The organism is Ruegeria arenilitoris, assembly GCF_013032445.1.
Classification (GTDB): domain Bacteria; phylum Pseudomonadota; class Alphaproteobacteria; order Rhodobacterales; family Rhodobacteraceae; genus Ruegeria; species Ruegeria arenilitoris_F.
This window is the reverse complement of the sequence record NZ_WQCA01000008.1, coordinates 259,040-283,225: the sequence shown is the minus strand read 5'-3', so window position 1 is coordinate 283,225 and position 24,186 is coordinate 259,040. Positions and strand designations below refer to the sequence as shown.

Sequence of the window (24,186 nt, the reverse complement as noted above, 5' to 3'; positions counted from 1 at the left end):
AAGTCGCGCTAGCGAACACTCAAAGAAAGGGCGTCCTTCGGGGCGCCCTTTTTCTATGAGCGAAACCCTCCGGATTAATCCTGTCTTCATCTTTCGCTAAAGAAGCGACCCCATCTGAGCCTTGAGGCAAACGGCGCCGGATTTGAACAACGCCATTTGTCCTCATGTCGCAATCAATTCCGCTTGAACGCATTAAAAGCCCGCTCCGTGCGCGGGACGATGCGCCAAGGGGTCAGAAGATGGGGAACACCATGTTTGGACTTCAGTTCGTACAAAACGGCACACGCATCCTGCACAGCAAAGATCTGGACGACATGCAGGCGGCGATACTCGGCGACGAAGGGATCGAAGGCGGTGCGGGTGGATCGCACCCCAATAAAAAGGTCAAGCTGACGGCCTGCTATTCGGGTCATCCGAAAAAGCACGCGCCCCAGCTTCGGTTGTCTTCCAAATAGGTCACCGCTCTTGCCGGTCTTCAGCACCCGGCCGGGGTAACTGCACAGAAATCTTCCATGCCGGGCGACGGCACGGCTAAACTCACCATGCTCCTTTAAAAAACGCGCTGCAGGATCTTGCGCGCACAGCTGATGAGGCAAGGCATGGTGGGTTTGGACCTGTTGGTGAATGCGGCGAATGTCTTTTACCTGATTTCGTACTCGGTCCGAGACATTTTCTGGCTGCGGGTGCTGACGGTGATCGGGGCGCTGATCCTGTTGCCCTACTACTATCTACAAAGCACGCCGCTTTGGGCGCCCATCGGGTGGAACCTGTTTTTCACGGGCATCAACATCTTTTGGATCATACGCCTGTTGCTGGAACGCCGCGCGGTGCCATTTACCGATACCGAACGGCATCTGTACGAAACCGCGCTACGCAATTTCAGTGAACGCGACGCGTTTAACCTGCTTAAGTCCGGTGTCTGGAGAACCGTTCCGGCCGGAACACGGCTTTTGACGCAGGGCGATCCCGTTCCCCGCCTGTCGCTGATTGTAGACGGTGAAGTCGGCGTCGAAATGAATGGCAATCGCGTGGATACGCTGGGCGAGGGGCGTTTCCTCGGCGGCACGGCTTTTCTGAGCAAAGATCAGGATTTTAAGGCGCCGGTGACCGTGACGGCGCTTGGGCCGTCACGTATCATAGACTGGGAGATGCCCGAGCTGAGCGCTGAACTTCGGAAACAACCAGATCTGGCGATTTCCATTGAAGCCAGCCTCGGGCTTGAAATCTCGCGATTTCTGCAAGCAGCACGCGTGCAGATGGTTTAGATTGCGCTTTCTGCCGCAGCGCGAACCGCGCGGATGTTTTCGCCGTAGACTTCGGGATTGGACACCGACCCGCCTTTGAAAACCGCGGACCCTGCGACCAGAACGTCGGCACCGGCCGCAGCAACCAACGGCGCGGTCGTGGGATCAACGCCGCCGTCGATCTCGATATGCACCGGGCGGTCGCCGATCATTTGGCGCAGCTTGCGGACCTTGCCTGTCATGTCGATGAACTTCTGACCGCCGAAACCGGGGTTGACGGTCATGACACAGATCAGATCGGTCAGGTCCAGCAGGTGCTCAATTGCTTCGGCCGGGGTGCCGGGGTTCAGCGCGACACCGGCTTTCATGCCAGCGGCGCGGATGGCTTGCAGGGTGCGGTGTGTGTGCGGCCCGGCCTCGACATGCGCGGTCAGGATATCGGCGCCTGCATCGGCATAGGCCTGAATGTAGGGATCGACAGGCGTGATCATCAGATGCACGTCCATCACCGTTTTCACATGCGGGCGGAACGCTTTGACGGCGGGCGGGCCGAAGGTCAGGTTCGGGACGAAATGGCCGTCCATTACATCGACATGGACCCAATCGGCGCCCTGGGCCTCGATGGCCTGAATCTCTTGCCCGAAATTGGCGAAATCGGCGGACAGGATCGACGGGGCGATCTTGATGGTGCGGTCAAAGCTCATGGCGGCCTCGTGTCAGCTGAAGAGTCGGCCCGCGTATACCTGCGGTCAGCTGCAAAGTGTAGCCCCTGCGAAACTGGCGGGCGTTACAAAACTTTCACTCCACTGACACAATGCCGTTGAGCAGCATCTGTACCTGACCGCCAACACGAATTGGGGGTGGCACGTGCTGCGGATTGAGAAACTGACCAAACGCTTCGGCGACAATGTGGCCGTGGACGCGGCGACGCTGGATGTGGACAAGCCTTGCATGATTGGCATCATCGGCCGGTCGGGTGCGGGTAAATCCACCCTGTTGCGGATGATCAACCGCCTGACGGATTCAAGCGACGGCCAAATCTTGTTCGAAGGCCGTGACGTGACTCAGTTGAAGGGCCGCGACAAGCGCGCCTGGCAGGCCGAGTGCGCGATGATTTTCCAGCAGTTCAATCTGGTGCCGCGTCTGGATGTGGTCTCGAACGTGCTGCACGGCACATTGAACCGCCACTCGACTCTGGCGACCATGTTCAACCTGTTCCCGATGGACGAGATTCACCGCGCCATCGACATTCTGGACCGTCTGGGCATTGCCGAGCATGCCCCCAAGCGGGCCGAAGCCCTGTCGGGCGGTCAGCAGCAGCGGGTCGCCATCGCGCGCGCCCTGATGCAGGACCCCAGAATCATTCTGGCGGACGAACCCATCGCCTCGCTGGACCCGATGAACGCGCAGGTGGTGATGCAGGCGCTGCGCCGCATCCATGAAGAGGATGGCCGCACCGTCATCGCCAACCTGCACACACTGGACACCGCGCGCCGTTATTGTGACCGCGTTGTTGGTATGCGCGACGGGCGCATCGTTTTTGACGGGTTGCCCGAACAACTGACCGCCGGCGTTGCCCGCGAAATCTATGGTGCCGATGCCAGCTTCTCGGAAGAGGCGACCTCGACCGAGATCGAAACGCTGGACGCCACACAGAAAGCCCTGATGGAAGCAGAAGCCACCATCTGAGCCGACCACCCCTTTCATCGACCGGCCCGATGAAAGGCCGGCACATCAACCTGGAGAAAGACAGATGAAAAACCTGATTGCTGCGCTGGCGGCGACCACTGCACTGGCCGCACCTGCCATGGCCCAAGAAATCAGCGAATTCCGCATCGGCATTCTGGGCGGTGAGAACGCTCAGGACCGTTTGAACAACAACGAATGTCTGCGTGTTTACACCGAAGAACTGCTGGGCGTTGAAACCAAACTGTTCGCACCTGCCGACTATAACGGTGTGATCCAAGGCCTGCTGGGCGGCACCATCGACGTGGCCTGGCTGGGTGCGTCGGGTTACGCGAAAACCTATCTGTCTGACCCCGAAGCCGTTGAACCGGTTCTGGTCAAGGTGAACACCGACGGCGGCTACGGCTATTACTCGGTTGGTTTTGCCCGCAAGGACAGCGGCATCACCTCGCTGGAAGACATGAAGGGCAAGACCTTTGGTTTCGGTGACCCGAACTCGACCTCGGGTTACCTGATCCCTTCGATCGAAATCCCTGCCGCTACCGGCTCGACCATGGAATCGGGCGACTACTTCGGTGAAGTGAAGTTCACCGGCGGTCACGAGCAGACCATCGTTGCAGTCAACAACGGCGACGTTGACGGTGGCGTGACCTGGGCCGACGGTCTGGGTGAATGGGAAGACGGCTACCAGTCGGGTGCCCTGCGCCGCGCCGTGGATGCCGGTCTGGTCGACATGAACGACATGGTCGAAATCTGGAAATCCAAACCGATCCCTGAAGGCCCGGTTGTGGTCCGAAAGGCACTGCCTGACGACGTAAAGGCCAAAGTGACCAAGCTGTGGGACACTCTGAGCGAGAAAGACCAGGATTGCTTCTACGGCGTGGCCGCGGGCGAAGCCAAGAGCTTTGATCCGATCACCCATGACGCCTACGAAGTCATCATCGAAGCACGCAAGCTGAAGTCCAACTAAGCCTGCATATCCAATGATCGGGGTCCGGTGAAAAACCGGGCCCCGTTTTTCCACTCAGGAGCATTCCATGACAGACCTGACTGCTGGGTCCCCGACCGTCGATCAGATCCGCGACGAATACACCGCGATGGCGCGACGCAAACGGGTCTATGGTGGTATCCTCCTGATCCTGTTCGTGGCCTTGATGGCTGCGGGTTTTCGTACGGCTGACGATCGCAACGCGGGCAGCTTCATCGACGGCTGGCACCGGATTCTGGACTATCCGGCCGAGGTTCTTTCGGAGGCTTGGGAAAAGATCGCCGAGATGCCCGCCAATCTGGTCGAGTTCTTCCCGGCGCTGGTCGAGACGTTGAACATCGCTGCGGCATCGACCCTGATTGGCACCATCGTGGGCACGTTTCTGGCGCTTATGGCGACGCGGGGCATGGCCTATTGGCCGTCGCTGATCCCGCTGTTCCGGCGAATCTCGGACATCTTCCGGGCCATCCCCGAGATTGTAATCGCGCTGGTTTTGATCTTTGTTCTGGGCGGCGGCCCGGTGCCCGCGATGATCGCCATCGCCGTTCACACGGCGGGCGCGCTGGGTAAACTGTTCTCCGAAGTGAACGAAAACGCCTCGCTCAAACCGGTCGAGGGGCTGCAATCGGTCGGCGCCAATTGGTCACAGCGCATGTATCTGGGCGTGATCCCGCAGGTTGGGCCGAATTACGTCAGCTATGCCCTCCTGCGGTTCGAGATCAACATCCGCGCCTCGGCCATCCTGGGTTTCGTCGGCGCAGGTGGTCTGGGGTACGAGCTGCGAAACGCGATGTCCTGGGGGCAGGGGCGCTATGATGAGGCGGCGGCCATTTTCATCCTTCTTTTCGTCACAATCGTCGTAGTGGATCAAATTTCCGGATATCTGCGCGACCGTCTGGCCCACGGGGCAGAAAAAGGAGCCACGGCATGAGCACCTTTGCAACCAACCTGACCGTTGATGAGCTCAAGGCCGAGGCGGATCGCATTTTCAGTCGCAAAAGGCTGGTGAATTTCGGCCTGCCTGCGCTGGTTCTGGCCTATCTGGTCTATGTGTTCATTGCTTTCGACGTGTCGGGGCTGGCCGCGCAGGCGAACTGGCAAAACGGCAAGACGCTGGTGGCGGACAGCTACAGCTACAAAACCCATATCGAGAGAGACAACCGCTCGGGCGAAGTGTCTGCCGCTATCGAGGGCGAGCGCAAGGGTACCTACCCCGAAGGTCAGGCCCCGGACTGGGTGACGTTGGGCGAGACCACGGTGATTGATCTGGAAGACGGCCATGTCGTGCGCTTTGGTCCCGAAACGGTGGAATATGACATTCCCGGCTATGGCATCGTCCGGGCAACGCCGACCCGTTCTGCCGGGGTGCAAGCGGAATTGCCTGCAGGCGACGTGCCAGAGTGGATCAGCGTGTCCAAGAACCGCTTGACGGTTACCACGGATGCGGGCCGCTTGACTGTTACCCGCAACCGGTCTGAGGTTTTCAGGTATTTTACCGGCTGGGAACTGTTCTGGTTCACGCTCGACAGCCCGTACTACGGCAAGTCTTTCCCTGAGTTAGCTGGGCGGGCCATGAACGGTGAGGCTGGTGCGATCCTGAACGATTTCTGGGCCAACAAGATGTGGCGGCATCAGGACGTGGCCTGGGCGATCTTTGAAACCATCCTGATGGCGTTTCTGGGCACTTTGGGAGCCGCCATGTTCGCCCTGCCGCTGGCCTTTCTGGCGACGCGCAACTTTAACCCTGTGAAAACCGTGCGCTTTGCCACTCGCCGCGTGTTCGATTTCGTTCGTGGCGTGGATGCGTTGATCTGGACTGTGGTTCTGGCCCGTGCCTTTGGGCCCGGACCGCTGACCGGTGCGCTGGCCATTCTGGTGACTGACACCGGAACCTTCGGCAAGATCTTCTCGGAAGCGCTGGAGAACGTGGACAACAAGCAGATCGAGGGCGTGCAGTCCACCGGGGCTAATGCTCCGCAACGCTATCGGTTTGGTGTGATCCCGCAGGTGACGCCGGTGCTGCTGAGCCAGTTGCTCTATTTCCTCGAATCAAACACTCGCAGCGCCACTGTTATCGGTGCGATCACTGGCGGCGGTATCGGATTGCTGCTGACGCAGGCGATTATCACCCAGAAGGATTGGGAAGAGGTGGCCTATTACATCGTCCTGATCATCCTGATGGTCATGCTGATGGACTGGTTCTCGGGCTGGCTGCGGCGGCGTCTGATCCAAGGTGAGACGGACAAAAAGCGCAAGCCGCGCGTCGCGAAAGCACAACCGCAGCCGTAAAGACCAAGGACGAAAGACAATGCCACGCCTGCGCCCATACGAACCGTTCATTCATCCCGATTGCCAGATCACGAACAGCAGTTTTGGGGAATATGTCGAAATCGGCGCGGGTAGTCGCGTCGCGAACTCGGTCTGGGGGGATTACTCCTATTGCGACCGGACCTGCGATATCGCCAATGCCGAGATCGGTAAATTCGCCAATATCGCCAGCTTCACGCGGATCGGAGCAACGGACCACCCGATGGAAAAGGCGTCTCAGCACCATTTCCTGTACCGGTCTGCTGACTACTGGGACGATGCCGAAGATGATCAGGACTGGTTCGCCTATCGTGCCAGTCGCAAAGCCGTGATCGGCCATGACACATGGATCGGCCACGCGGCGATCATCAAGCCGGAGGTGACGATTGGTCATGGTGCGGTGGTTGCCTCGGGCGCTGTGGTAACAAAGGATGTCGATCCTTACACTATTGTCGGCGGTGTGAAAGCCAAACCAATCCGCCGCCGGTTTCCCGAAGATATTACTGAGCGGATGTTGGCTTTGGCCTGGTGGGACTGGGACAACACACGCCTGCGCGCCGCATTGTCGGACTTCCGATCGCTTGGCGCCGAAGCCTTTCTCGAAAAACACGAATAAGTCTGCCGAACCAGCGAATGGAAATGCTCCCGCACCCGCAGGAGCATCGGCTGCGCCCAACGGGATGAAGCCTCCGCAAGGAGGTCGAAGATGGGCGGGAGGTCCTTGCCGCCTTAGTCGTCGTTCAATGTCAGCGTCACCCGCTCCCCGGCAAAAACGGTGCGCCCGTACTCGACCGGCGCACCAGACAGGTCAGCGTTCACCCCGGCTGAAAACAGCACCGGCGCACCTTCGGGCAATTGCAGGTGCAGAGCCTGGGTTGCAGTTGCAGCCCGCGCAGTCAGGCGGGTGGAAACGCGGGTGTAATCCGCGACGCCGCAGCGTTGCAGCGCTTTGGTCACGGATTGCGTGTCTTGCAGAGCTGCCAGAATGTCAGGCAGGCGGTCTGCCGGAAAGACGCTCTGAAACAGACCGATGGGTTGACCATCGGCCAGTGACAACCCGTCATAGACATGCACCTTGTCGCCCCGGGCCAGGTCCAGCGCCTCGGCCTCGGCATCGTCCGCCACACGTGTTGTCAGCGAGAGGATCGTCTTACCCGGTATCTTGCCGCTGGCCGAGATGCTTTTGTGGTATCTGACCCGTTTTCCAATCGGATAATCGGTCGGGCGTGCGGCCACAAACACACCCGCGCCGCGTCTTGGATGCACCAACCCTTGTTCTGCCATATCTGCCAGCGCGCGCCGTACTGTGTGCCGGTTAACCCCGTGTTGTGCGGCTAGTTGCGCCTCGGTCGGCAGGCGGTCTCCGGTGTTATAACGCACCTCGGCGATGTCCGAGGTCAGGCTAAGCGCGATGCTTTTCCAGACCGGTGTTTTGCTCATGTCACCAAACTTTCACAGTGTTGCGGATTGCGGGACTCACTTCCGGGGTGTAATATTTGTCTAGTTGTATAGTTCACATAGACAACCCGGCCAAGAGGTTTCGATGGCGGATCAACAGAACATAGCTATCGCCGAGCGCAAGGAATGGATGGGCCTGCTGGCCCGTGCCCCGAAGGGGGCGTTGATGGAGTTGTGGGGCGAAGTTGGCGCCCCCCCGAGCTTTGACTGGCTCCGTAGCCCTGAGGTTGGCGGCGTCATGGTGCGCGGGCGGACAGGCGGTACCGGCGCGCCGTTCAATCTTGGTGAAATGACCGTCACGCGGTGTTCGCTGGTGCTGACGGACGGAACGGTCGGGCATGGCTATGTGCAGGGCCGGTCAAAGCGCAAGGCTGAGGCCGCAGCGCTGATCGACGCGATGATGCAGACCGACGCAGCCGGGGACATTCGCGCCCGGGTGATCTTACCGCTCAGCCAGCAGATGCAGGCCGCCAGTACAGACCGGGCCGCGAAAGCGGCGGCAACGAAGGTCGAGTTCTTTACGCTGGTACGGGGAGAGGATTGATGAACGCGCAAACTCAGTTCTCGGGCGGGTTCAAAAACGCGCCGATCGATGCAGCCTATGCCTTCCGTGCTGCAATGACAGTCATGGCGCGGCCGGGTGTCATCCGCTTGATCTCGGGCACCCAGCCACCTGCGCCCTTGTCTGTCGCAGCGGGCACTTTGCTGCTGACTTTGTGTGATCCGGATACGCGCGTGCATCTGGCGGGCGGTTTGAACACGGATGCCGTGCGCCAGTGGCTGACCTTCCACACGGGCGCGCCGATTGCGGTGGCGTCGGAGGCGGACTTTGCCGTTGGAACATGGCAGGCCCTTGGGACGCTGACCCAATATCGCATCGGAACACCAGAGTATCCTGACCGCTCGGCCACTCTGATTGTCGAATGCGACGACCTGCAGCAAGCGGGAGCGGCACTAACTGGCCCGGGAATTAAAGACACGGCGCATCTTTCCCTGCCGGACGTGCCTGCGCTTCAGGCGAACGCGGCGCTTTACCCTCTGGGCTGCGATTTTTTCTTCACATGCGATGACAGGCTTGCGGCCCTGCCGCGCAGCACGCTGATCAATGCGGAGGGTTAGACAATGTACGTAGCCGTCAAAGGTGGTGAAAGGGCCATCGAAAACGCTCATGCCTGGTTGGCTGAGGAACGCCGCGGGTCGCCTGACATTGCCGAGTTGAGCATCGACCAAATCCGCGAACAGCTGTCGCTTGCGGTGAACCGGGTGATGGCAGAGGGCTCGTTATACGACCCGGACTTGGCAGCGCTGGCGATCAAACAGGCGCGTGGTGATCTGATCGAGGCGATCTTTCTGATGCGCGCCTACCGTACGACTTTGCCCCGGTTTGGCTATTCCAACCCGGTGGAAACCGGAGAGATGACCTGTGACCGCCGCATCTCAGCCACGTTCAAGGATGCGCCGGGCGGGCAGGTGCTGGGGCCGACATTCGACTACACACACCGCCTGCTGGACTTCAAACTGGCCGCCGAGGGCGAGGTTCCGGCAGCCCCCGAAGCACAGCCGCGCATGGAGCCAACGCCGCATATCACCGAGTTCCTCAAGGGCGAGGACATCATTCAGGACGAACCTTTCAGCGATGCCACCCCCGGCGACCTGACCCGCGAACCGATGGAATTCCCGGCCAATCGCCCCCTGCGTCTGCAATCGCTGACCCGGGGAGATGAGGGGTTCGTGCTGGGCATGGCCTATTCGACCCAGCGCGGTTATGCCCGCAACCACGCCTTTGTCGGCGAATTGCGCATCGGCAAGGTCGCGGTCGAGATGGAAATCCCCGAACTGGGCTTTGCCATCGAGATCGGCGAGGTTGAAGTGACCGAATGCGAGACGGTCAACCAGTTCAAGGGCTCAAAGACTGAACCGCCTCAGTTCACGCGAGGCTATGGGCTGGTCTTTGGTCAATCGGAACGCAAATCCATCGCCATGGCCTTGGTCGACCGCGCATTGCGTTGGGAGGAACTGGGCGAGGACAATCTGGGCGCCCCCGCGCAGGACGAAGAATTTGTCCTGAGCCATGCAGACAACATTCAGGCCACCGGGTTCCTCGAACATATCAAGCTACCGCATTACGTCGATTTCCAGTCCGAATTGGAACTGGTCCGCAAGCTGCGCCGCGAAGCGGAGGAACGGACCGCATTGAAAGAGGCTGCAGAATGACGCTAATGCGCCCCTTTGTTTCTGTAGGCGGAATTTTGCCCACTCGGCTCTTGGATTGGCCTTTCTCGGGAAACAAAATTGTCTTGCGAAGGCTCAATCGCACTCCAATGGCCTGTTGTATCGCGACGCATGGCGCTCTGTCGCCGTCGCGAGTGAACCCGTCGCCACACGATATAGATCATAAGAGATATTACGAAAAAACAACTCAGGAATATGCCCACACCAACACCAGTAAAAACAAAGTGATACCAAAATGAATGAATATAATTTCGCATATTTGGATGAGCAAACCAAGCGAATGATCCGCAGGGCCATCCTGAAGGGGTTGGCCGTACCCGGGTATCAGGTACCGTTCGCCAGTCGCGAAATGCCGATGCCCTATGGGTGGGGCACTGGTGGTGTGCAGGTCTCGGCCGCGACTTTGACGCCGGACGACACTCTCAAAGTGATCGATCAGGGCGCAGATGACACCACCAACGCCGTTTCAATTCGTAAGTTTTTTGAGAACACCGCAGGCGTTGAAACAACCGAGGAAACCGAAAACGCCACAGTCATCCAGACCCGCCACCGCATCCCCGAAGCGAAGCTGACCGAGGATCAGATCCTTGTTTATCAGGTGCCGATCCCCGAACCTTTGCGGTTTCTGGAACCACGCGAGACCGAGACGCGCAAGATGCACAGCCTTGAGGAATACGGCCTGATGCATGTGAAGCTGTACGAAGACATCAGCCAGCACGGCGCGATTTCGACCTCATATGCCTATCCGGTGAAAGTGTCCGGGCGGTACGTGATGGATCCGTCTCCGATCCCGAAATTCGACAACCCCAAGCTTGAGATGGACGCGATCCAGTTGTTCGGGGCCGGGCGGGAACAGCGTATTTACGCGGTGCCGCCGCATACTCAGGTCGTCAGCCTCGATTTCGAAGATTACCCGTTCGAAGCCACCAAGGCCGACCACCCCTGCGACCTGTGCGGTGCCGAGGACAGCTATCTGGACGAGGTGATCATGGATGACGCGGGCAACCGGATGTTTGTCTGTTCGGACACCGATTTCTGCCGGTCTCGCCGCGCGCAGGGCCACGAAGGACGCTTGAGCAAGGAGGGCGCAATATGACTCCGTTGTTGCAGGTCAATGGCATCGAAAAGCGATATGGTGCGCGGATTGGTTGTACCGATGTCAGCTTTGATCTCTACCCCGGCGAGGTGATGGGCATCGTCGGCGAAAGTGGTTCCGGCAAATCGACCTTGCTGAACTGTCTTGCCGGGCATCTGGAGCCCGACGCGGGGCAGGTGGTCTTTGACACCCGTACCGGCGGCCCGGTGGATACGGTGACGATGTCAGAACCGGAACGGCGGATGCTGGGTCGCACTGACTGGGCCTTTGTCCATCAGCACGCCCGCGACGGGTTGCGCATGTCGGTGAGTGCCGGCGGTAATATCGGTGAGCGGTTGATGGCCGTTGGTGATCGTCACTATGGCCAGATCCGCGACCGGGCAATTGACTGGCTGGGCCGGGTCGAGATAGACGGCGCCCGCGTGGACGACCGCCCGACCGCGTTTTCAGGCGGGATGCAACAACGCCTGCAGATCGCGCGTAATCTGGTCACGGGGCCTCGGCTGGTGTTCATGGACGAACCGACAGGCGGGCTGGACGTCTCGGTTCAGGCGCGGCTGTTGGATTTGCTGCGCGGGCTTGTGCGTGAGATGGGGCTGAGCGCCATCATCGTCACGCATGATCTGGCCGTGGTGCGGCTGTTGGCGGACCGGTTGATGGTGATGAAGGACGGTCACGTGGTCGAATCCGGGTTGACCGATCAAGTGCTGGACGATCCGCAACACGCCTATACGCAGTTGCTTGTGTCCAGCGTACTGCAGGTTTGAGAGTGAAGGCGATGATTGAGCTTAAGGATGTCAGCAAGAGCTTTACTCTGCACAATCAAGGCAGCGCGGTGATCCCGGTGATGCAGGGAGCCTCGCTGACGGTTGCGCCGGGCGAATGTGTCGCGCTGACCGGGGCATCGGGGGCGGGCAAATCGACCTTGATGCGGGTGATCTACGGCAACTATCTGGCGGCATCCGGGCAGGTTCTGGTCGGTGGCTTGGATGTGGTGCAGGCCGAACCGCGCGAGATTCTGGCGCTGCGCCGCGAGACGCTGGGTTACGTCAGCCAGTTCCTGCGCGTGGTGCCCCGGGTGCCGACGCTGGATGTGGTGGCGGAGCCTCTGTTGGCCATCGGATGTGATCGGCAGGTGGCGCTGGACAAGGCAGCGGCTTTGTTGGCGCGGCTGAATATACCTGAACGTCTGTGGTCGCTAAGCCCAACGACCTTTTCGGGCGGTGAGCAACAGCGGGTCAACATAGCCCGAGGCTTTGCGCATGACTATCCGGCGATGTTGCTGGATGAACCGACAGCCTCGCTGGATGTGCAAAACCGGGAAACGGTGCTGTCACTGATCGAAGAGGCCAAAGTGCGCGGCGCTGCTATCGTTGGTATTTTCCATGACGTCGGCGCTCGCGACCAGGTTTGCGACCGCGAGATCAACGTCTCAGACTTCACCCCCGGTGTAGCCGCATGAGCCTTGCGCCGGTCATAGCGGTCGTTGGACCCTCGGGCGTTGGTAAGGACAGCGTGATGGAGGCGCTGGAGGCCCGCGCGCCGGGCATTGTCAGGGCCCGTCGGGTGATCACCCGCCCGGAAGGCGAAGAGGGCGAGGATTTCGACCGTGTGTCGGCTGAGGGTTTTCAGCAGATGGTGGCCGAAGGTGCCTTTGCGCTGCACTGGCCCGCGCATGGCTTGTATTACGGGGTGCCCAAGGGAATTGAAGACCTGCGGCACCAGTCGGAGGCGGTTCTGGTGAACCTGTCCCGCTCGGTCCTTCTGCAGGCTCAAGAGGTGTTTGGCGATTTGGTCATAATCTCTCTGACCGCCCACCCGGACGTTCTGACGCAGCGCCTTTCCGCCCGGGCCCGCGAGTGCGGGCAGGAACAGGCGCGGCGGCTGGCGCGGGCAACGAAACCTTTGCCAGAGGGGTTGGCGCGGGTCATCAAGATTGACAATTCAGGGCCGTTGGAGGCGACAATTGCCGCCATCCTGTCACAGCTTCAACCGGAAAGGGCGTAGCGATGGATCAGGTGAAAACGCCCGTCTTCTGCCTCGCCCACAAGGACCAGATCGGTGATTTCGAACGGGGAGGGCAGCAGGGGCCCAAGCCTCGTTTGCAGGGCGTCCTGAACTGTCGCCAGCGTCGGTTTGCTCAGCCTACCGCTGAGCGTGATGTGAAAGCGGAAGGCCTCCATCACGTAGGGGTAACCCCATTGCACCAGGTTGACGTCCTGCTCGGGCGACAGACCAGCACGGCGGCGGCGCTCAAGTTCAGCCTCGGACGCGGGCGCCCGGAAACTGTCCAGATCACGCACGCAGGCGGCGGCAAGCGTATTCAGCGCGGCTTCATCGCCCAAAGGGCGCAGGGCCAGAAATCGGCCGAGGCGGGCAATCTCCAACCCGTCCAGCGTGACCGGAGGCTGCATCTGTGCGAGCCGCGCACAGGCATCAACCAACGCCTCCACCGACTGATCGTCGCGCAGGCGAAAGGGCGGTTTCATCGTCGCGTGCAGCCCGTATTTGCGTGGCACTTGCGTGACTGCCGCCACGTCCACGCCATCGACTACCGGATGCGCGACATCATTGCCTGTTTCCACATCCCAGCCCAGCCAACTGGTGGCGAATTTCGCCCATTCAGCCCTGGCCGGTGGCGCAAAGTAGATCGCGTATCGCGTGAATGTCACATTGGCCTCCTATGCGTGGCCTTCCCAATAGCTCAGACCGTGTGAAGTTCAGATGACAGAAGAAATGATCCTTGCCAATGCCACGCTTGTCCTGCCGGATGAGACCGTTACGGGCAGCGTGCGGATTGTGGGTGAATCCATTGCCGAAATCGCCACGGGCGCAGCAGTTCCGGCAGGCGCGGTGGATTGCGGCGGCGACTACGTCAGCCCCGGTCTGGTTGAACTGCACACAGACAATCTTGAGCGTCATATTCAGCCGCGCCCCAAGGTCGATTGGCCCCACGCGGCGGCGATTCTGGCCCATGACGCCGAACTGGCCAGCACCGGGATCACGACGGTTTTCGATGCGATGCGCATTGGCTCGATCCCCAGCGGCAACCGATACAAAAAATACGCCCGCGATCTGTCGCGTGAGCTATGGGAGCTGCGTGAACAGGATGCGCTGAAGATCAGCCACTTCCTGCATTTGCGGGCCGAGGTCTGTTCGGAAACTCTGGTCGCTGAATTGGATGAGTTCGGCCCCGAAGACCGAGTGGGGCTGGTATCATTGATGGACCATACGCCCGGACAGAGGCAGTTCCGAGACATGTCGCAGCTTGAGGCCTACATGAAGGGCAAGCACGGTATGACCGATGACGATTTTCTGCAGCATGTCGCGCAACTCAAGGCGCTGCGTGACCGGTATGGCGACCAGCATGAGGTTGAAACGGTCAAGGCCGCCCAACGTTTCGGTGCGATGCTGGCCAGCCATGATGATACCACGCAGGAACAGGTGGCGGTGTCCGCTGGTCACGGCATTCGGTTGGCTGAATTTCCCACCACTGTTGAAGCTGCCCGTGCCTGTCACGACCACGGCATCAAGGTGATGATGGGTGCGCCCAACGTGATCCGCGGCGGGTCGCATTCCGGCAACGTCGCCGCGCAGGAGCTGGCCGATCTGGGACACCTCGACATTCTGTCATCGGACTACGTCCCAGCGGCGCTGCTGCTCTCGGCGGCGCGTTTGGGTGAAAGTTGGGGGGATATGGCGCGCGGTTTGAGGACAGTGACCCAGACTCCGGCGCGCGTTGTTGGGCTGGAAGATCGCGGAGAATTGCGCCAAGGCGCGCGCGCGGACGTCATCCGCTTCCGCTTGCGCGAAGGCGCGCCCGCGTTGAACGGCGTCTGGTCGCGCGGCCGGCGCGTGGCCTGATCAGGCGCGGTAGAACAGATAACGATCCGGCGCGATGGTGTCCGGGCCGCTAATTTGTTCGAATCCCACCAGAGGTTGACCGGAGATCAACAACCCACCGGGTCGCATCACCTGCGCGATCATGAGACTGAGGCGTGCGGCTTCGGTCACGTCTTCCGCTTTAATACCCCGGCCAAAATCATAATGCGCCAGCACGATCCTAGCCCCGCCTGCGGCCAGCTTCTCAAGCATAGGTTCTGCTTCGCCCTGCAAAAAATCCTCTGCCGGGGGCGTGCTGGACGGGTGGCATTGCAGCACCCTGTCCATCACCCAAATGCGCCGCTCAGGCAGGATCTCACGCAGGTGATCATAGGTGCGGCCATTACCCAGCCCCATGTCCAGCACGTCACCCTCCATCTCGCTGATCTGAGCGACCGCCCAGTTCAGCCCGTCGCGTTGCGCAGTCAAACGGCGCAGCATGGAATCCAGTCGGCTCATTCGGGGTCTCCGGTTGATGTGTTGGCTGGTAAGGCCCAGGCAATACCGGGGCCGCTCAGAAGCCTGCGCAGCAGGGCTTCGGTAAAAGTCCAGATGTCGGCATCGTGGACCAGGTGATGGGTCAATACGCCGAAGGGCTCGGTATTATCCGTCCGCCCTTCGCGGCGATCCCGCAAGAGACCCGCCGTTTGGGTGACCAGATTATCCGGGCTAACCAGCCCCCGTGTTCCGCGCCAATCAATGGGGTCAAGATGGGTGTTGATCTGCTCTAGCCCGGGCGTAGGCATTCGCGTCTTGCGTGGCGTAGCTGTTGAGACAGCGCGGTAACCCAGTTCTGGCAGTTCACGCACCACCTCGGGCGCAACGCGGTTCCAAGGCGGTACGAAGATCGGGCACAGCTTGTCCCCGAACAGCGCGTGCAATCGTTCGAACCCTGCGCGCGCGTCGTCTAGAATATTCGGTATTGGCCTGTGCAACCGGAATTCGGACTTCTTTTCCTCTGGCGGGGCGTGGTTTTGATGCGCCCAACCGTGCACAACCGGGATCAGCATCGCGAGTTCCGCGACATATTCCACCAATCCGGAATCTGCATGGCGAGGGATGATCGCAAGGTGGACGGGCAGGTCGAGAGACTGGGAAAGCTCTGACAACGTCCCAAGCTGCGGTGTTACCGATACCGCGTCATCGTCCCGCCACCACAGGGGCAGTGTCAGACCCCGCGCCTGCCAGATGTCCAGTTCGGTTTCCAAAGGGCGCCAGTCGAAGATCATGCCTGCCCCCTCAAGGAACATGCGATTTCAACCGATTTGACGGCGCCATCAAAGCCGTCGGTGGAAACCGGGCGGGGGCCTTCTGACATAACAGTGGAGATGGCCTGCGCCAAAGCCGCTCCGTCAAGTTTCTTGGTGGGCAAAACCTCGATGGCAAGAAGTTCCGAGAGACTCTCGCCCCGCAGGCTCTGCTCAACCTCCTTACCATCGTCGAACGGCACAAACACGGCGGGTGTTCCCGATTGCAGAACGTCCAGAGCGGTATTGTAACCGCACATGCTGACTGAGGCGGCGGCAAGAGGCAGCATCTGCCGGAAATCGGGGCGTACGGGTTCAAGAGTAACCGGGGCATAACCGACCAGATTTTGCAATTGTTCTATGCGTGCGTGTGCGTCCTGTCCCCCCACCAACAGGCGCCAGCGCCTGTTGGGCATCTTTTGGGCGGCCTCGATGGCCGCGCGAAAGATTGGCTGGCCCACCGACCCACCGCCTGCGCTGACCAGAATTTCGTCTTTCCCTAACGCGTCGGGGTGCGGTGCAGGGGCTTCGGGGGCGACAAAGCCGGTATAGAATATCCGCTCACGCAGGCGGTCGGTTACGGGCCAGCTGACGTCCAGCGGAACAACGGTGGGATTGGAATGCACAAGGATGCCGTCGTAAAAATCGCACACGATCTCTTCTGCGCGTTCCGCTTTTGCCGGTTTCGAAGGCGGCGCGAGGATGTCCCTGATCGACCCCAGAACAATCGGACGACGTGGCAGAGCGTGAACCGCTTCCAGCGCTGCAATAAACTCGGATGCCAATGATCGGCGACCAAAGGGGAACAGCTCGGTGATCAGAACGTCTGGTTCGAAACTCTGGACGGCCTCAACCAGTGCGGTTTCGCGGACCGCCAGATAGGTTGCGTCTGCCACGTCACCCTTTTGGGTCAAAAGTCGGGTGAAATCGGTGCCATCAGAACGGAGCGGCGGCAGCCCCAGCAGAGTCATGCCCGTGCTATCCAGTTGTGGCGCTGGCATCCCACCCGTGACGACAAAGGTCTCGTGTCCGGCGCGCAAAAAGGCCCGGCCCAATGTCAGGGCGCGGCTCAGATGCCCGGTGCCCAACAGGTGCGTGACAACGACCATGACCTTCATGAGGAGGCCTCGGGTCTTATCAGGCGGATCGGTTCGGGCAGGGGCGTCATATTTGACATATCAACGATATACAGGCGGTTGCGCTTGATTTTAAAGGGGGCGGGGCCGTTGAAATCCCACCCCCAGGCACGGGCGAGGATGACCCGCATGATGCCGATATGGCAGACAGCGACTGTGTCGCTCGACAGGTTTGCCAGCCACGGCTGAAGTCGGACCCAAACCTCGGCTGGGGTCTCTCCGTTTGGGGGGCGGTATTCCCAGCCCCAGTCCTCGATATGGCGGTACCCGCTGACGGGATCTGCGATCAGATCGACCCCACACAAACCTTCCCAATCGCCCCAATTCATCTCAGTCAGCGCGTCCGAGGTATGCGGCTCGCGCCCGGCCACCAGACGGGCGGTTTCACTGGCCCGCTTCAACGGACTGGACCAGAGGGTTGCGCTGTCCCACGATGCAGGCAGGCGCGTGGCAGCCAGTTCTGCCCGGGCGTTATCGTCTAGTGGAATGTCGCTGCGCCCCTGAATGCGGCCCGCGCGGTTCCAGTGTGTGTGTCCGTGTCGCAGCAGGGCCAGACGGGTCATCGAGCGGTCTCCAGTAGCGGGCGGGCGACCTGCCAGAACCGTTCGGTGGCGGCAGGCATTAGGTGGCGTTCAGCCATCCGGTCGCGGCCCTCAGACCCCAGTGATAGGCGGAGGTTCCGGTCGCCCAACAAAGTGCGAAGCCGTGCGGCCAGCCCTTCTGGTCCTTCCTCGACGGTAGGGTAGTCGGACGGGGTTAACACATCCCGTACACCGGGCCGATCCTGCGCGACGACGGGTACGCCACTGGCCTGTGCCTCAAGATAGATCATGCCATAAGCCTCGTTCACGCCCGGCCAGACCAGAACCGAAGCCTTTGCATAGAGTTCCCGCAGGGCATCTCGGTCGCACTGTCCCAGAAAGCGGACCCTTGATCCGAAAGGGGTCATCATGGCCTCGACTTCTGACCGGGCAGGGCCGTCACCCGCGATGTTCAGGGTCCAGTCGCCCGGTAAGATTGCAAGAGACTGAGCAAGAAGGGTATAGGACGCCAGTTTGTCGCCGTGCCGCGTCATGCCCACCGTCAGCATCGGCCCGTCGCAGGTTGAGGCGGGCGGAAGGTTTGACAAGGGCAGAAAAGGGGGCAGTTCAACAAGGCGCTGTTCCCCGAATCGTTCCCGTTCCAGTGTGATCAGATCATTGGCGGTGTGGTAGAAAATCAACTGCGCCGCGTCGCAGGCGTCATGCGCGGCTGCGGCGAACTTAGCCCAAGGGCCGTTCAGGCGGCTGCTTGCGCGGGTACTCTCCAATTGGACGTAAGGAATGTTCCGGGCCGCGCAAACGCGTGGGCCCAGCAGATCTGGTGCCTTGTAGTAGTTGTGATAGGTCACCCAAAGCGCAGTGTCCGCAGGCAGGTCGCTAATCAAGCGCTTTACCTCGGTGTCGGCTTCGGCGCGCAAGGCAGCCTGTGCCTGCGTGTCCCCAACCTTGTCATAGACGCGCAACCGAGAGGCCAATTCGACCGTATCGTCTTGTGCCCCAATCGCCTGCATCAAATTGCGGGCCATCTCTCGGTCCCCCGACGGCACCGGGCTGTCGGGCGCTTTCATGGGCGCGTAAAAGGCGATCCTTGCCATCAGACCGTATCCGCACCCAGTGCGCGCAGTCGTTCGGACAGGCGGGCGATGCCAGGGTCCATGCGGAACTCGTCGATCAGGCGGTCATAGGCGGAATTGGCCATCGACTCGGTGTGCTCGGGCGCTGTGGCCATGTCAGTGATGGCCGAGGCCAGCGCGGCGGGGTCGTCGTCAGAGAGCATCCCATGCTTTCCGGATTCAATGAACTCGGGAATGGCTGACACCGGCGTCGACAGGATAGGCAAAAGTTGAGACGCGGCCTCCATCAGTACGTTGGGCAATCCGTCACGGTCGCCATCCGCCGCTATTCGACTGGGCAACACGAACAGGTCGGACACGCGCATCGCCGCAATCACTTCGGGCTGGTCGCAAGCGCCTTTCCATGTGATCCGATGCGAAACGCCTGCAGCCTCGGCTCGGGCGCGCAGGGTGTCGCCGAGCGTACCGCCGCCGATATGGGTCCAGCGCCAGTCCAGCGCGTCCGGCAGCATCGCAAAAGCGTCGATCAGCCGGTCAAAGCCCTTTTTCTCGACCAGACGACCGACGGACAACATCTGAAAGGGTGCATCCGGGCTGCGCTGGGTACGGACCGGCGGAGCAGGGAAGCGGGCGAGGTCCAACCCGTGATAGATCAGATCAACCCGCGCCGGATCATCGGCCAGACTGCGCAGGTGGTCTGCCCCGATGGCGGTACAGGTCGCGCCAAAGGCCGCGCCATGGGTCCGCGCCTGCAGTTTCTCGGTCTTTTCCCAGTCGGGTGACGTCCAGATGTCCTTGGCATGGGCCGAAAAGCTCCACGGCAGGTCGCGCATGATGGCGGCATAGCGCGCGACCGAGGAGGGGGTGTGCATGAAATGCGCGTACATCACCCGTGTTGCCTCGGGCAGTTCAGCGGCCAGAACGCAAGCCTGACCAAAGCGGCGGATTCGGTTATGGGTCGGATCACGGCGCAGATCCGCGCGCCAGATCCGATAGGCTTCGGCATATCCGGGCAGCGTCTGTGCTAACCGGCGTGAGGCCCAGACACGCTGAGGCTCTTCGTAAAGGTATTCCGGCAGGTAACGCACCTGACCCCGGAAACGGTCGTGCAGCGGGTGCCGTTTCACGTCGGTCGGGTGGCGCAGGGACCAGATGTCAAAGCTGTGCCCGGCCTCCTGCAAGGCGACCAGTTCTTGCGCGATGAACGTCTCGGAGAGGCGCGGCCAACCCTTGACCAGCACCGCCAGTTTCGGCTGAGGCGTTGTCATCCGGTGGCCCGTTCCTGTTCCTGGCTCAGCAGGGCATCAACCCGGTCAGTGACGTAGTCCAGCCCGTCCAACAAACCACCTTGGATGGCCTGCGATGGCAGAGGCAGGCGCGGAAGGCTGCGGATCGCCTGTATCATCGAATCCGGTGTCAGCCCGTCGCGGTTTTCGTCCAACATCCGGACAAGACCCAGACCTTCGGCACGTGAGGCACGGATCCATTGTTCCAGCCGCGGCGTCGTGCGGGGCACGATAACGGCGCGTTTGTCAAAGGACAGAACCTCGCAGAACGTATTGTAGCCGCCCATGCAGACCACCCCGGCGGCCCCGGCAAAAAGCGTTTCGATTTGGGATTCAAAGCCAACGGCGGTCACCCGCCCGTTCAGCGCGGCAACGCGGGTTTCGAAATCCTCGCGCAGTTCACCAGACAGGAAGGGGCCGTAGACCAACACGGCACGCGGCGACAGTGTCGGGTCTTTTTCGTAGGCCGATAGGACGAGGTTCACCATCGCCTTGCCGTCTCCGCCACCACCCGGTGTGATCAGAATGTAGGGCTGTTCGGGCGGCTCACCGACCGGGCCGAGATCGCGGCGCAGGTAGCCCGTCCAGTGAATGCGCGACTGCGCTGCGTGGCTGAGTGGCAGGCCCTGCGTCGGGTCATAGATCGAACGCAGCCCATAGACCCAGATTTCGTCATAGAAACGTTCAGTCGCGGCCAGAGCCTCTTTCCGCTCCCACTCAGCTGCCAGAACCTCGGGCTCGTCCAGTACGTCGCGCAGGCCCAGCACCAGTTTGGTGCGTTGCGAATGCAGCAGGCTTTCCAGCGTCGGCAACAACTCGCCCCGAAAGCCGGTGGGCTCCTTGTCGACGACCAGCATATCGGGGTCGAACTGCTGCACGGCGGTCTGGATCAGGCCCGCGCGCAGCTCGGTCACCTCTTCGATGCCCATGCCGATTGTCCGGGCCGCATAAGACCCGTCGGCGCGTTTGGTCACGCCAGGCAGGCGCACATGGTCAACCCGACGCGGAAAGGTGAAACGGCCAGCTACCGGGGACCCGGTCAAGATCAGGGCAGAGGCCTCGGGGTTGGCCTGCGTGATAGCCGCAGCCAAAGCGCGCGACCTGCGCAAATGCCCCAATCCGAACGTATCATGGCTGTAGAACAGAATGCGCGGCGCCCGGCCGGTGGTGTCGTTTTGTATTCTTAGGCTCATGCTTTCGCCTGCCGTGTTTCTCGGTGCAAATCCGCGCGTTTACACCCGTTACCGTATATTCTTTGCCGTCGCTTGCCAAAGGGGGAGACGAAATTGTGCAAATTCGACAAGCATTGTGAATTGGCAACATTCCCGGTCCTTGCGACCAAAGAACTTTCCACCGTTTGAGCTTGTACTTGATCCCACAATTTCACCCAACTTTCAGGGTTGGTCATATTCAGTTTTTTCAAGGTTGCAAACACCCAAGTCGCCAGCATTGCACAGGGAACACGAATTGACACGATCTCGGGAAGAGAAAGGCTGAATATTTGAATATACTCAGGTGCTTCGGTATTCTGTGGCGCATCATGCGGATTGGACGAATAACTCGATGAAACTCAAACTTTTAGCTGGAATGGCCCTGGTGATCTGGGCGTTTACAGCGGCCTTTGTCACTGGAGCGGCAGCGCAGACGTCCTTGATCCCTGGGTACAGTTCGGATTCCGAGGCGGATACAAGCGCCGAGGGCGATCTGGCCGCAGCGATACGCACCGCGACCGAGGCCGGCGCCAGCGTGATTGTTATCGACAGCGCGGGGCAGATTGTGTCCTCGGGTGGTGCCAGCGCCGCAGCGGATGAACCCCATGATCCGATGGCCGAAGGCTCTCAGCTGATGAAAGCGCAGGAGAGGTTTTCGAAATTCCGTGAGTCAATGAATTCGCGACTGGAGGCTTTGCCCTATTCGATCTTCGAAGTGCAGTACATCCTGCGCCAGACCAGCCCTGATGGCCGCATCCAGACCTATGTCGAGGTTCTGTTCTGGAATGTCCTGTTCTTGCTGCTGGGGCGCTGGCTGTCCACCGAGATTTACGGCAAGCGCATGGCCAAAAAGCTGGTTGTGGCACGATCCAAGGAGAACCCGCAGGGCTACCGCGAGAAAATGCCGTTTCTGGTGTTCCGGTTCTTCATGGGGATCGGAGGCACGGTCTTTGCTATGCTCATGGCCCTGATCGTGGGATACCTTTTCTTTGGCGAGGCTGAGGACATCTCGATCCAGTTCACGGTCACGGCGATATTCACGGCGTTTTTCCTGTCGCGCACGGTCTCCGATCTGTGGCGCATGGTGCTGTCGCCCTACCTGAGCCAATACCGCCTGCCGCCCTTTTCCGACCGGGATGCAAAAAGGCTGTATTTCTGGGCCTCGGCGCTGGCGACCTATGACATTTCGGTGGTGCTGTTTGCGACTTGGGTGGCGGATTTCGGGTTGAACTACAACGTTTACGCCATGGTTTATGGCGGGCTGACCATGTTTGGGGCGTTGGGCAACGTGCTGATGATCCTGTTCAATGCCCGCGCCATTTCCAACGCCATCCGTGGAGGGCGGGCAGCGGATGCGGTCTCGTGGATAGTGCGGTTTATTTCCTTTGCCTGGGCGCCCGTTCTGATCGTCTACATCGTCTTCAGCTGGTTCAAGCTGGCGGTCGATCTGGTGCTGGAGAATGAGAACTCGCTGCCGATCGTGGCCAGCAGCTATGCGATTTTCATGTCGGTGGTCGTGGCCTACGGGGCCATGAATTACTTGCTTGAGCGTTACTTCGACCGCAATCGCCAGATGGAGGAGATGAACACTGATGACGCTTTGGGCGATGTTGAGGAACCGGTGGAAACCGTAGAGGCCGAAGTGCGCAAGCACAGCATGCTGACCTATGAGGACTTGGCCCGTCGCGTGGCTGGCATTCTGGCCTTTGTGGTCGGGCTCTATGCACTGGTCGTGATCTGGAACCCCGACGCCAGTTGGAGCGAGGACCTGCCGATTGACCGGGCTTTGGACGTGATGGTTATCCTGTTTATCGGGTACATCCTGTTCCACTTTTTCCGCATCTGGATCGACACGAAAATAGCAGAAGAGATCGACGATGGTGGTGAAGAGGCGGAACTGGGCGACGAAGGCGGTGAAGGTGGGCAAAGCCGTCTGGCTACGTTGCTGCCGCTGTTTCGCGGGGCGATCCTGGCCGTCGTCGTTGTCACCATCGTTCTGATCGTTCTGATGGAGTTGGGCATCAATGTCAGCCCACTGTTCGCAGGTGCGGGCGTAGTGGGTCTGGCCGTTGGCTTCGGTTCGCAAACTCTGGTCCGCGATATCTTTTCGGGCGCGTTCTTCCTGTTGGATGATGCGTTCCGCAAAGGGGAATATATCGATATCGGGGATGTGAAGGGGACGGTCGAGAAAATCTCGGTCCGGTCTTTCCAGTTGCGCCACCATCTTGGCGCTCTGAACACGATCCCGTTTGGCGAGATTAAGGTGCTAACCAACTATTCCCGCGACTGGGTGATCATGAAGCTGCCACTGCGCGTGACTTATGACACGGATGTCGAGAAGGTGCGGAAGCTGATCAAGAAGCTGGGGCAGGAATTGCTGAGCGACCCGGTGATCGGCGAAAACTTTATCCAGCCGCTGAAATCGCAGGGCGTGATCGAGATGCAGGATTCGGCGATGATCATCCGGGTCAAGTTCATGACCAAGCCGGGCGATCAGTGGCTGGTGCGTAAGAAGGTCTATCAGGAAATCCGCGAACTGTTTGCCCGCGAAGGTATCAAGTTCGCGCACCGGGAAGTCACGGTGCGGTTGGCTGAAGGGAAGGACCCGGAAGACTTGTCTCCTAAGCAGCGTGAAGCGGTAACCGGTGCTGTGCAGGCTGCGATTGACGAGGATTATTTGGACGATATCGGCCCCGGCGGGGATGACCGCTAGATGCGGCTCCCGCCCCTTTGAATTGCGTCTCTGACGAGACGCCACCCAAAGCGTTGGGCCAAGCCGCGCGTGCCGCGCGGCGGGT

Annotated in this window: 26 protein-coding genes; 16 read left to right on the top strand and 10 right to left on the bottom strand. The window is 60.4% G+C overall.

Annotated elements, in window-relative coordinates:
* Positions 1 to 251: 251 nt before the first annotated feature.
* Positions 252 to 455 (top strand): hypothetical protein, encoded by a 204-nt coding sequence (locus tag GOW98_RS14030; RefSeq protein WP_170333046.1) that lies wholly within the window; start codon positions 252 to 254, stop codon positions 453 to 455.
* A gap of 144 nt (positions 456 to 599) precedes the next feature.
* Entirely contained in the window at positions 600 to 1,265 is a 666-nt protein-coding gene (locus GOW98_RS14025) for a Crp/Fnr family transcriptional regulator (protein WP_170333043.1), read from the top strand.
* Here the strand turns inward: GOW98_RS14025 and rpe are convergent.
* A complete protein-coding gene (gene rpe, locus GOW98_RS14020) occupies positions 1,262 to 1,948 on the bottom strand; it encodes a ribulose-phosphate 3-epimerase (RefSeq protein ID WP_170333041.1) in 687 nt (228 codons plus the stop codon). The genes GOW98_RS14025 and rpe overlap by 4 nt on opposite strands.
* Before the next feature lie 163 nt (positions 1,949 to 2,111).
* On the opposite strand from rpe, the gene phnC reads away from it, so the two are divergent.
* The 5 genes from phnC (at position 2,112) to GOW98_RS13995 (ending at position 6,841) form a co-directional block, all read left to right on the top strand.
* On the top strand, positions 2,112 to 2,933 hold the full coding sequence (gene phnC / locus GOW98_RS14015; protein ID WP_170333039.1) for a phosphonate ABC transporter ATP-binding protein: 822 nt from the start codon (positions 2,112 to 2,114) through the stop codon (positions 2,931 to 2,933).
* Positions 2,934 to 2,997: 64 nt separating this feature from the next.
* Positions 2,998 to 3,900 (top strand): phosphonate ABC transporter substrate-binding protein, encoded by a 903-nt coding sequence (phnD, locus tag GOW98_RS14010; protein ID WP_170333037.1) that lies wholly within the window; start codon positions 2,998 to 3,000, stop codon positions 3,898 to 3,900.
* A 67-nt stretch (positions 3,901 to 3,967) separates the two neighbouring features.
* Positions 3,968 to 4,849: a phosphonate ABC transporter, permease protein PhnE gene (gene phnE / locus GOW98_RS14005; protein WP_170333035.1), complete on the top strand. Its 882-nt coding sequence runs from the start codon at positions 3,968 to 3,970 to the stop codon at positions 4,847 to 4,849.
* Positions 4,846 to 6,207, top strand: coding sequence for a phosphonate ABC transporter, permease protein PhnE (gene phnE / locus GOW98_RS14000; protein WP_170333033.1), 1,362 nt, complete (start codon positions 4,846 to 4,848; stop codon positions 6,205 to 6,207). Before phnE (GOW98_RS14005) ends, phnE (GOW98_RS14000) begins: the two co-directional genes overlap by 4 nt.
* Before the next feature lie 19 nt (positions 6,208 to 6,226).
* Positions 6,227 to 6,841 carry a chloramphenicol acetyltransferase gene (locus tag GOW98_RS13995; protein WP_170333032.1) on the top strand — a complete coding sequence of 205 codons (615 nt, stop codon included), beginning with the start codon at positions 6,227 to 6,229 and terminating at the stop codon, positions 6,839 to 6,841.
* 113 nt (positions 6,842 to 6,954) lie between these two features.
* On the opposite strand, the gene phnF is transcribed toward GOW98_RS13995, so the two are convergent.
* The gene (gene phnF / locus GOW98_RS13990) at positions 6,955 to 7,665 is read right to left on the bottom strand and encodes a phosphonate metabolism transcriptional regulator PhnF (RefSeq protein WP_170333030.1); all 711 of its coding nucleotides are present in this window, start codon (positions 7,663 to 7,665) and stop codon (positions 6,955 to 6,957) included.
* A gap of 103 nt (positions 7,666 to 7,768) precedes the next feature.
* On the opposite strand from phnF, the gene phnG reads away from it, so the two are divergent.
* From phnG to phnN, 7 genes are all read left to right on the top strand, one after another.
* Complete coding sequence (gene phnG / locus GOW98_RS13985) at positions 7,769 to 8,227, top strand: phosphonate C-P lyase system protein PhnG (RefSeq protein ID WP_170333027.1); 459 nt, start codon at positions 7,769 to 7,771, stop codon at positions 8,225 to 8,227.
* Entirely contained in the window at positions 8,227 to 8,802 is a 576-nt protein-coding gene (gene phnH, locus GOW98_RS13980; protein ID WP_170333025.1) for a phosphonate C-P lyase system protein PhnH, read from the top strand. The genes phnG and phnH overlap by 1 nt, the downstream gene beginning before the upstream one ends.
* A gap of 3 nt (positions 8,803 to 8,805) precedes the next feature.
* On the top strand, positions 8,806 to 9,897 hold the full coding sequence (locus GOW98_RS13975; protein ID WP_170333023.1) for a carbon-phosphorus lyase complex subunit PhnI: 1,092 nt from the start codon (positions 8,806 to 8,808) through the stop codon (positions 9,895 to 9,897).
* Positions 9,898 to 10,150: 253 nt separating this feature from the next.
* Positions 10,151 to 11,011 carry an alpha-D-ribose 1-methylphosphonate 5-phosphate C-P-lyase PhnJ gene (locus GOW98_RS13970; RefSeq protein WP_170333021.1) on the top strand — a complete coding sequence of 287 codons (861 nt, stop codon included), beginning with the start codon at positions 10,151 to 10,153 and terminating at the stop codon, positions 11,009 to 11,011.
* Positions 11,008 to 11,778 (top strand): phosphonate C-P lyase system protein PhnK, encoded by a 771-nt coding sequence (gene phnK / locus GOW98_RS13965; RefSeq protein ID WP_170333019.1) that lies wholly within the window; start codon positions 11,008 to 11,010, stop codon positions 11,776 to 11,778. Before GOW98_RS13970 ends, phnK begins: the two co-directional genes overlap by 4 nt.
* A gap of 11 nt (positions 11,779 to 11,789) precedes the next feature.
* Positions 11,790 to 12,473 carry a phosphonate C-P lyase system protein PhnL gene (gene phnL, locus GOW98_RS13960; protein WP_170333017.1) on the top strand — a complete coding sequence of 228 codons (684 nt, stop codon included), beginning with the start codon at positions 11,790 to 11,792 and terminating at the stop codon, positions 12,471 to 12,473.
* A complete protein-coding gene (phnN, locus tag GOW98_RS13955; protein WP_170333015.1) occupies positions 12,470 to 13,018 on the top strand; it encodes a phosphonate metabolism protein/1,5-bisphosphokinase (PRPP-forming) PhnN in 549 nt (182 codons plus the stop codon). The genes phnL and phnN overlap by 4 nt, the downstream gene beginning before the upstream one ends.
* On the opposite strand, the gene GOW98_RS13950 is transcribed toward phnN, so the two are convergent.
* Positions 13,000 to 13,683 carry a DUF1045 domain-containing protein gene (locus tag GOW98_RS13950; protein WP_170333013.1) on the bottom strand — a complete coding sequence of 228 codons (684 nt, stop codon included), beginning with the start codon at positions 13,681 to 13,683 and terminating at the stop codon, positions 13,000 to 13,002. The two genes, phnN and GOW98_RS13950, sit on opposite strands and share 19 nt — an antisense overlap.
* A 52-nt stretch (positions 13,684 to 13,735) precedes the next feature.
* Here GOW98_RS13950 and GOW98_RS13945 point away from each other — a divergent pair, with 52 nt between their 5' ends.
* Positions 13,736 to 14,875: an alpha-D-ribose 1-methylphosphonate 5-triphosphate diphosphatase gene (locus tag GOW98_RS13945; protein ID WP_170333011.1), complete on the top strand. Its 1,140-nt coding sequence runs from the start codon at positions 13,736 to 13,738 to the stop codon at positions 14,873 to 14,875.
* Here the strand turns inward: GOW98_RS13945 and GOW98_RS13940 are convergent, their stop codons facing one another.
* The 7 genes from GOW98_RS13940 to GOW98_RS13910 are packed head-to-tail and all read right to left on the bottom strand — an operon-like array spanning position 14,876 to position 21,370.
* Positions 14,876 to 15,352, bottom strand: coding sequence for a class I SAM-dependent methyltransferase (locus tag GOW98_RS13940; protein ID WP_170333009.1), 477 nt, complete (start codon positions 15,350 to 15,352; stop codon positions 14,876 to 14,878). It abuts the gene before it with no gap.
* Positions 15,349 to 16,122 (bottom strand): polysaccharide deacetylase family protein, encoded by a 774-nt coding sequence (locus GOW98_RS13935; RefSeq protein ID WP_170333007.1) that lies wholly within the window; start codon positions 16,120 to 16,122, stop codon positions 15,349 to 15,351. The genes GOW98_RS13940 and GOW98_RS13935 overlap by 4 nt, the downstream gene beginning before the upstream one ends.
* Positions 16,119 to 17,258, bottom strand: a complete 1,140-nt coding sequence (locus GOW98_RS13930) for a glycosyltransferase family protein (protein ID WP_170333005.1) — start codon at positions 17,256 to 17,258, stop codon at positions 16,119 to 16,121. The genes GOW98_RS13935 and GOW98_RS13930 overlap by 4 nt, the downstream gene beginning before the upstream one ends.
* Entirely contained in the window at positions 17,255 to 17,839 is a 585-nt protein-coding gene (locus GOW98_RS13925) for a histidine phosphatase family protein (RefSeq protein ID WP_170333003.1), read from the bottom strand. The genes GOW98_RS13930 and GOW98_RS13925 overlap by 4 nt, the downstream gene beginning before the upstream one ends.
* Positions 17,836 to 18,912 carry a glycosyltransferase family 4 protein gene (locus GOW98_RS13920; RefSeq protein WP_170333001.1) on the bottom strand — a complete coding sequence of 359 codons (1,077 nt, stop codon included), beginning with the start codon at positions 18,910 to 18,912 and terminating at the stop codon, positions 17,836 to 17,838. The genes GOW98_RS13925 and GOW98_RS13920 overlap by 4 nt, the downstream gene beginning before the upstream one ends.
* Complete coding sequence (locus GOW98_RS13915; RefSeq protein ID WP_170332999.1) at positions 18,912 to 20,159, bottom strand: glycosyltransferase family 4 protein; 1,248 nt, start codon at positions 20,157 to 20,159, stop codon at positions 18,912 to 18,914. Before GOW98_RS13915 ends, GOW98_RS13920 begins: the two co-directional genes overlap by 1 nt.
* The gene (locus tag GOW98_RS13910) at positions 20,156 to 21,370 is read right to left on the bottom strand and encodes a glycosyltransferase family protein (protein WP_170332997.1); all 1,215 of its coding nucleotides are present in this window, start codon (positions 21,368 to 21,370) and stop codon (positions 20,156 to 20,158) included. Before GOW98_RS13910 ends, GOW98_RS13915 begins: the two co-directional genes overlap by 4 nt.
* Positions 21,371 to 21,740: 370 nt before the next feature.
* On the opposite strand from GOW98_RS13910, the gene GOW98_RS13905 reads away from it, so the two are divergent.
* Positions 21,741 to 24,101 carry a mechanosensitive ion channel family protein gene (locus GOW98_RS13905; protein ID WP_170332995.1) on the top strand — a complete coding sequence of 787 codons (2,361 nt, stop codon included), beginning with the start codon at positions 21,741 to 21,743 and terminating at the stop codon, positions 24,099 to 24,101.
* Positions 24,102 to 24,186: the final 85 nt, after the last annotated feature.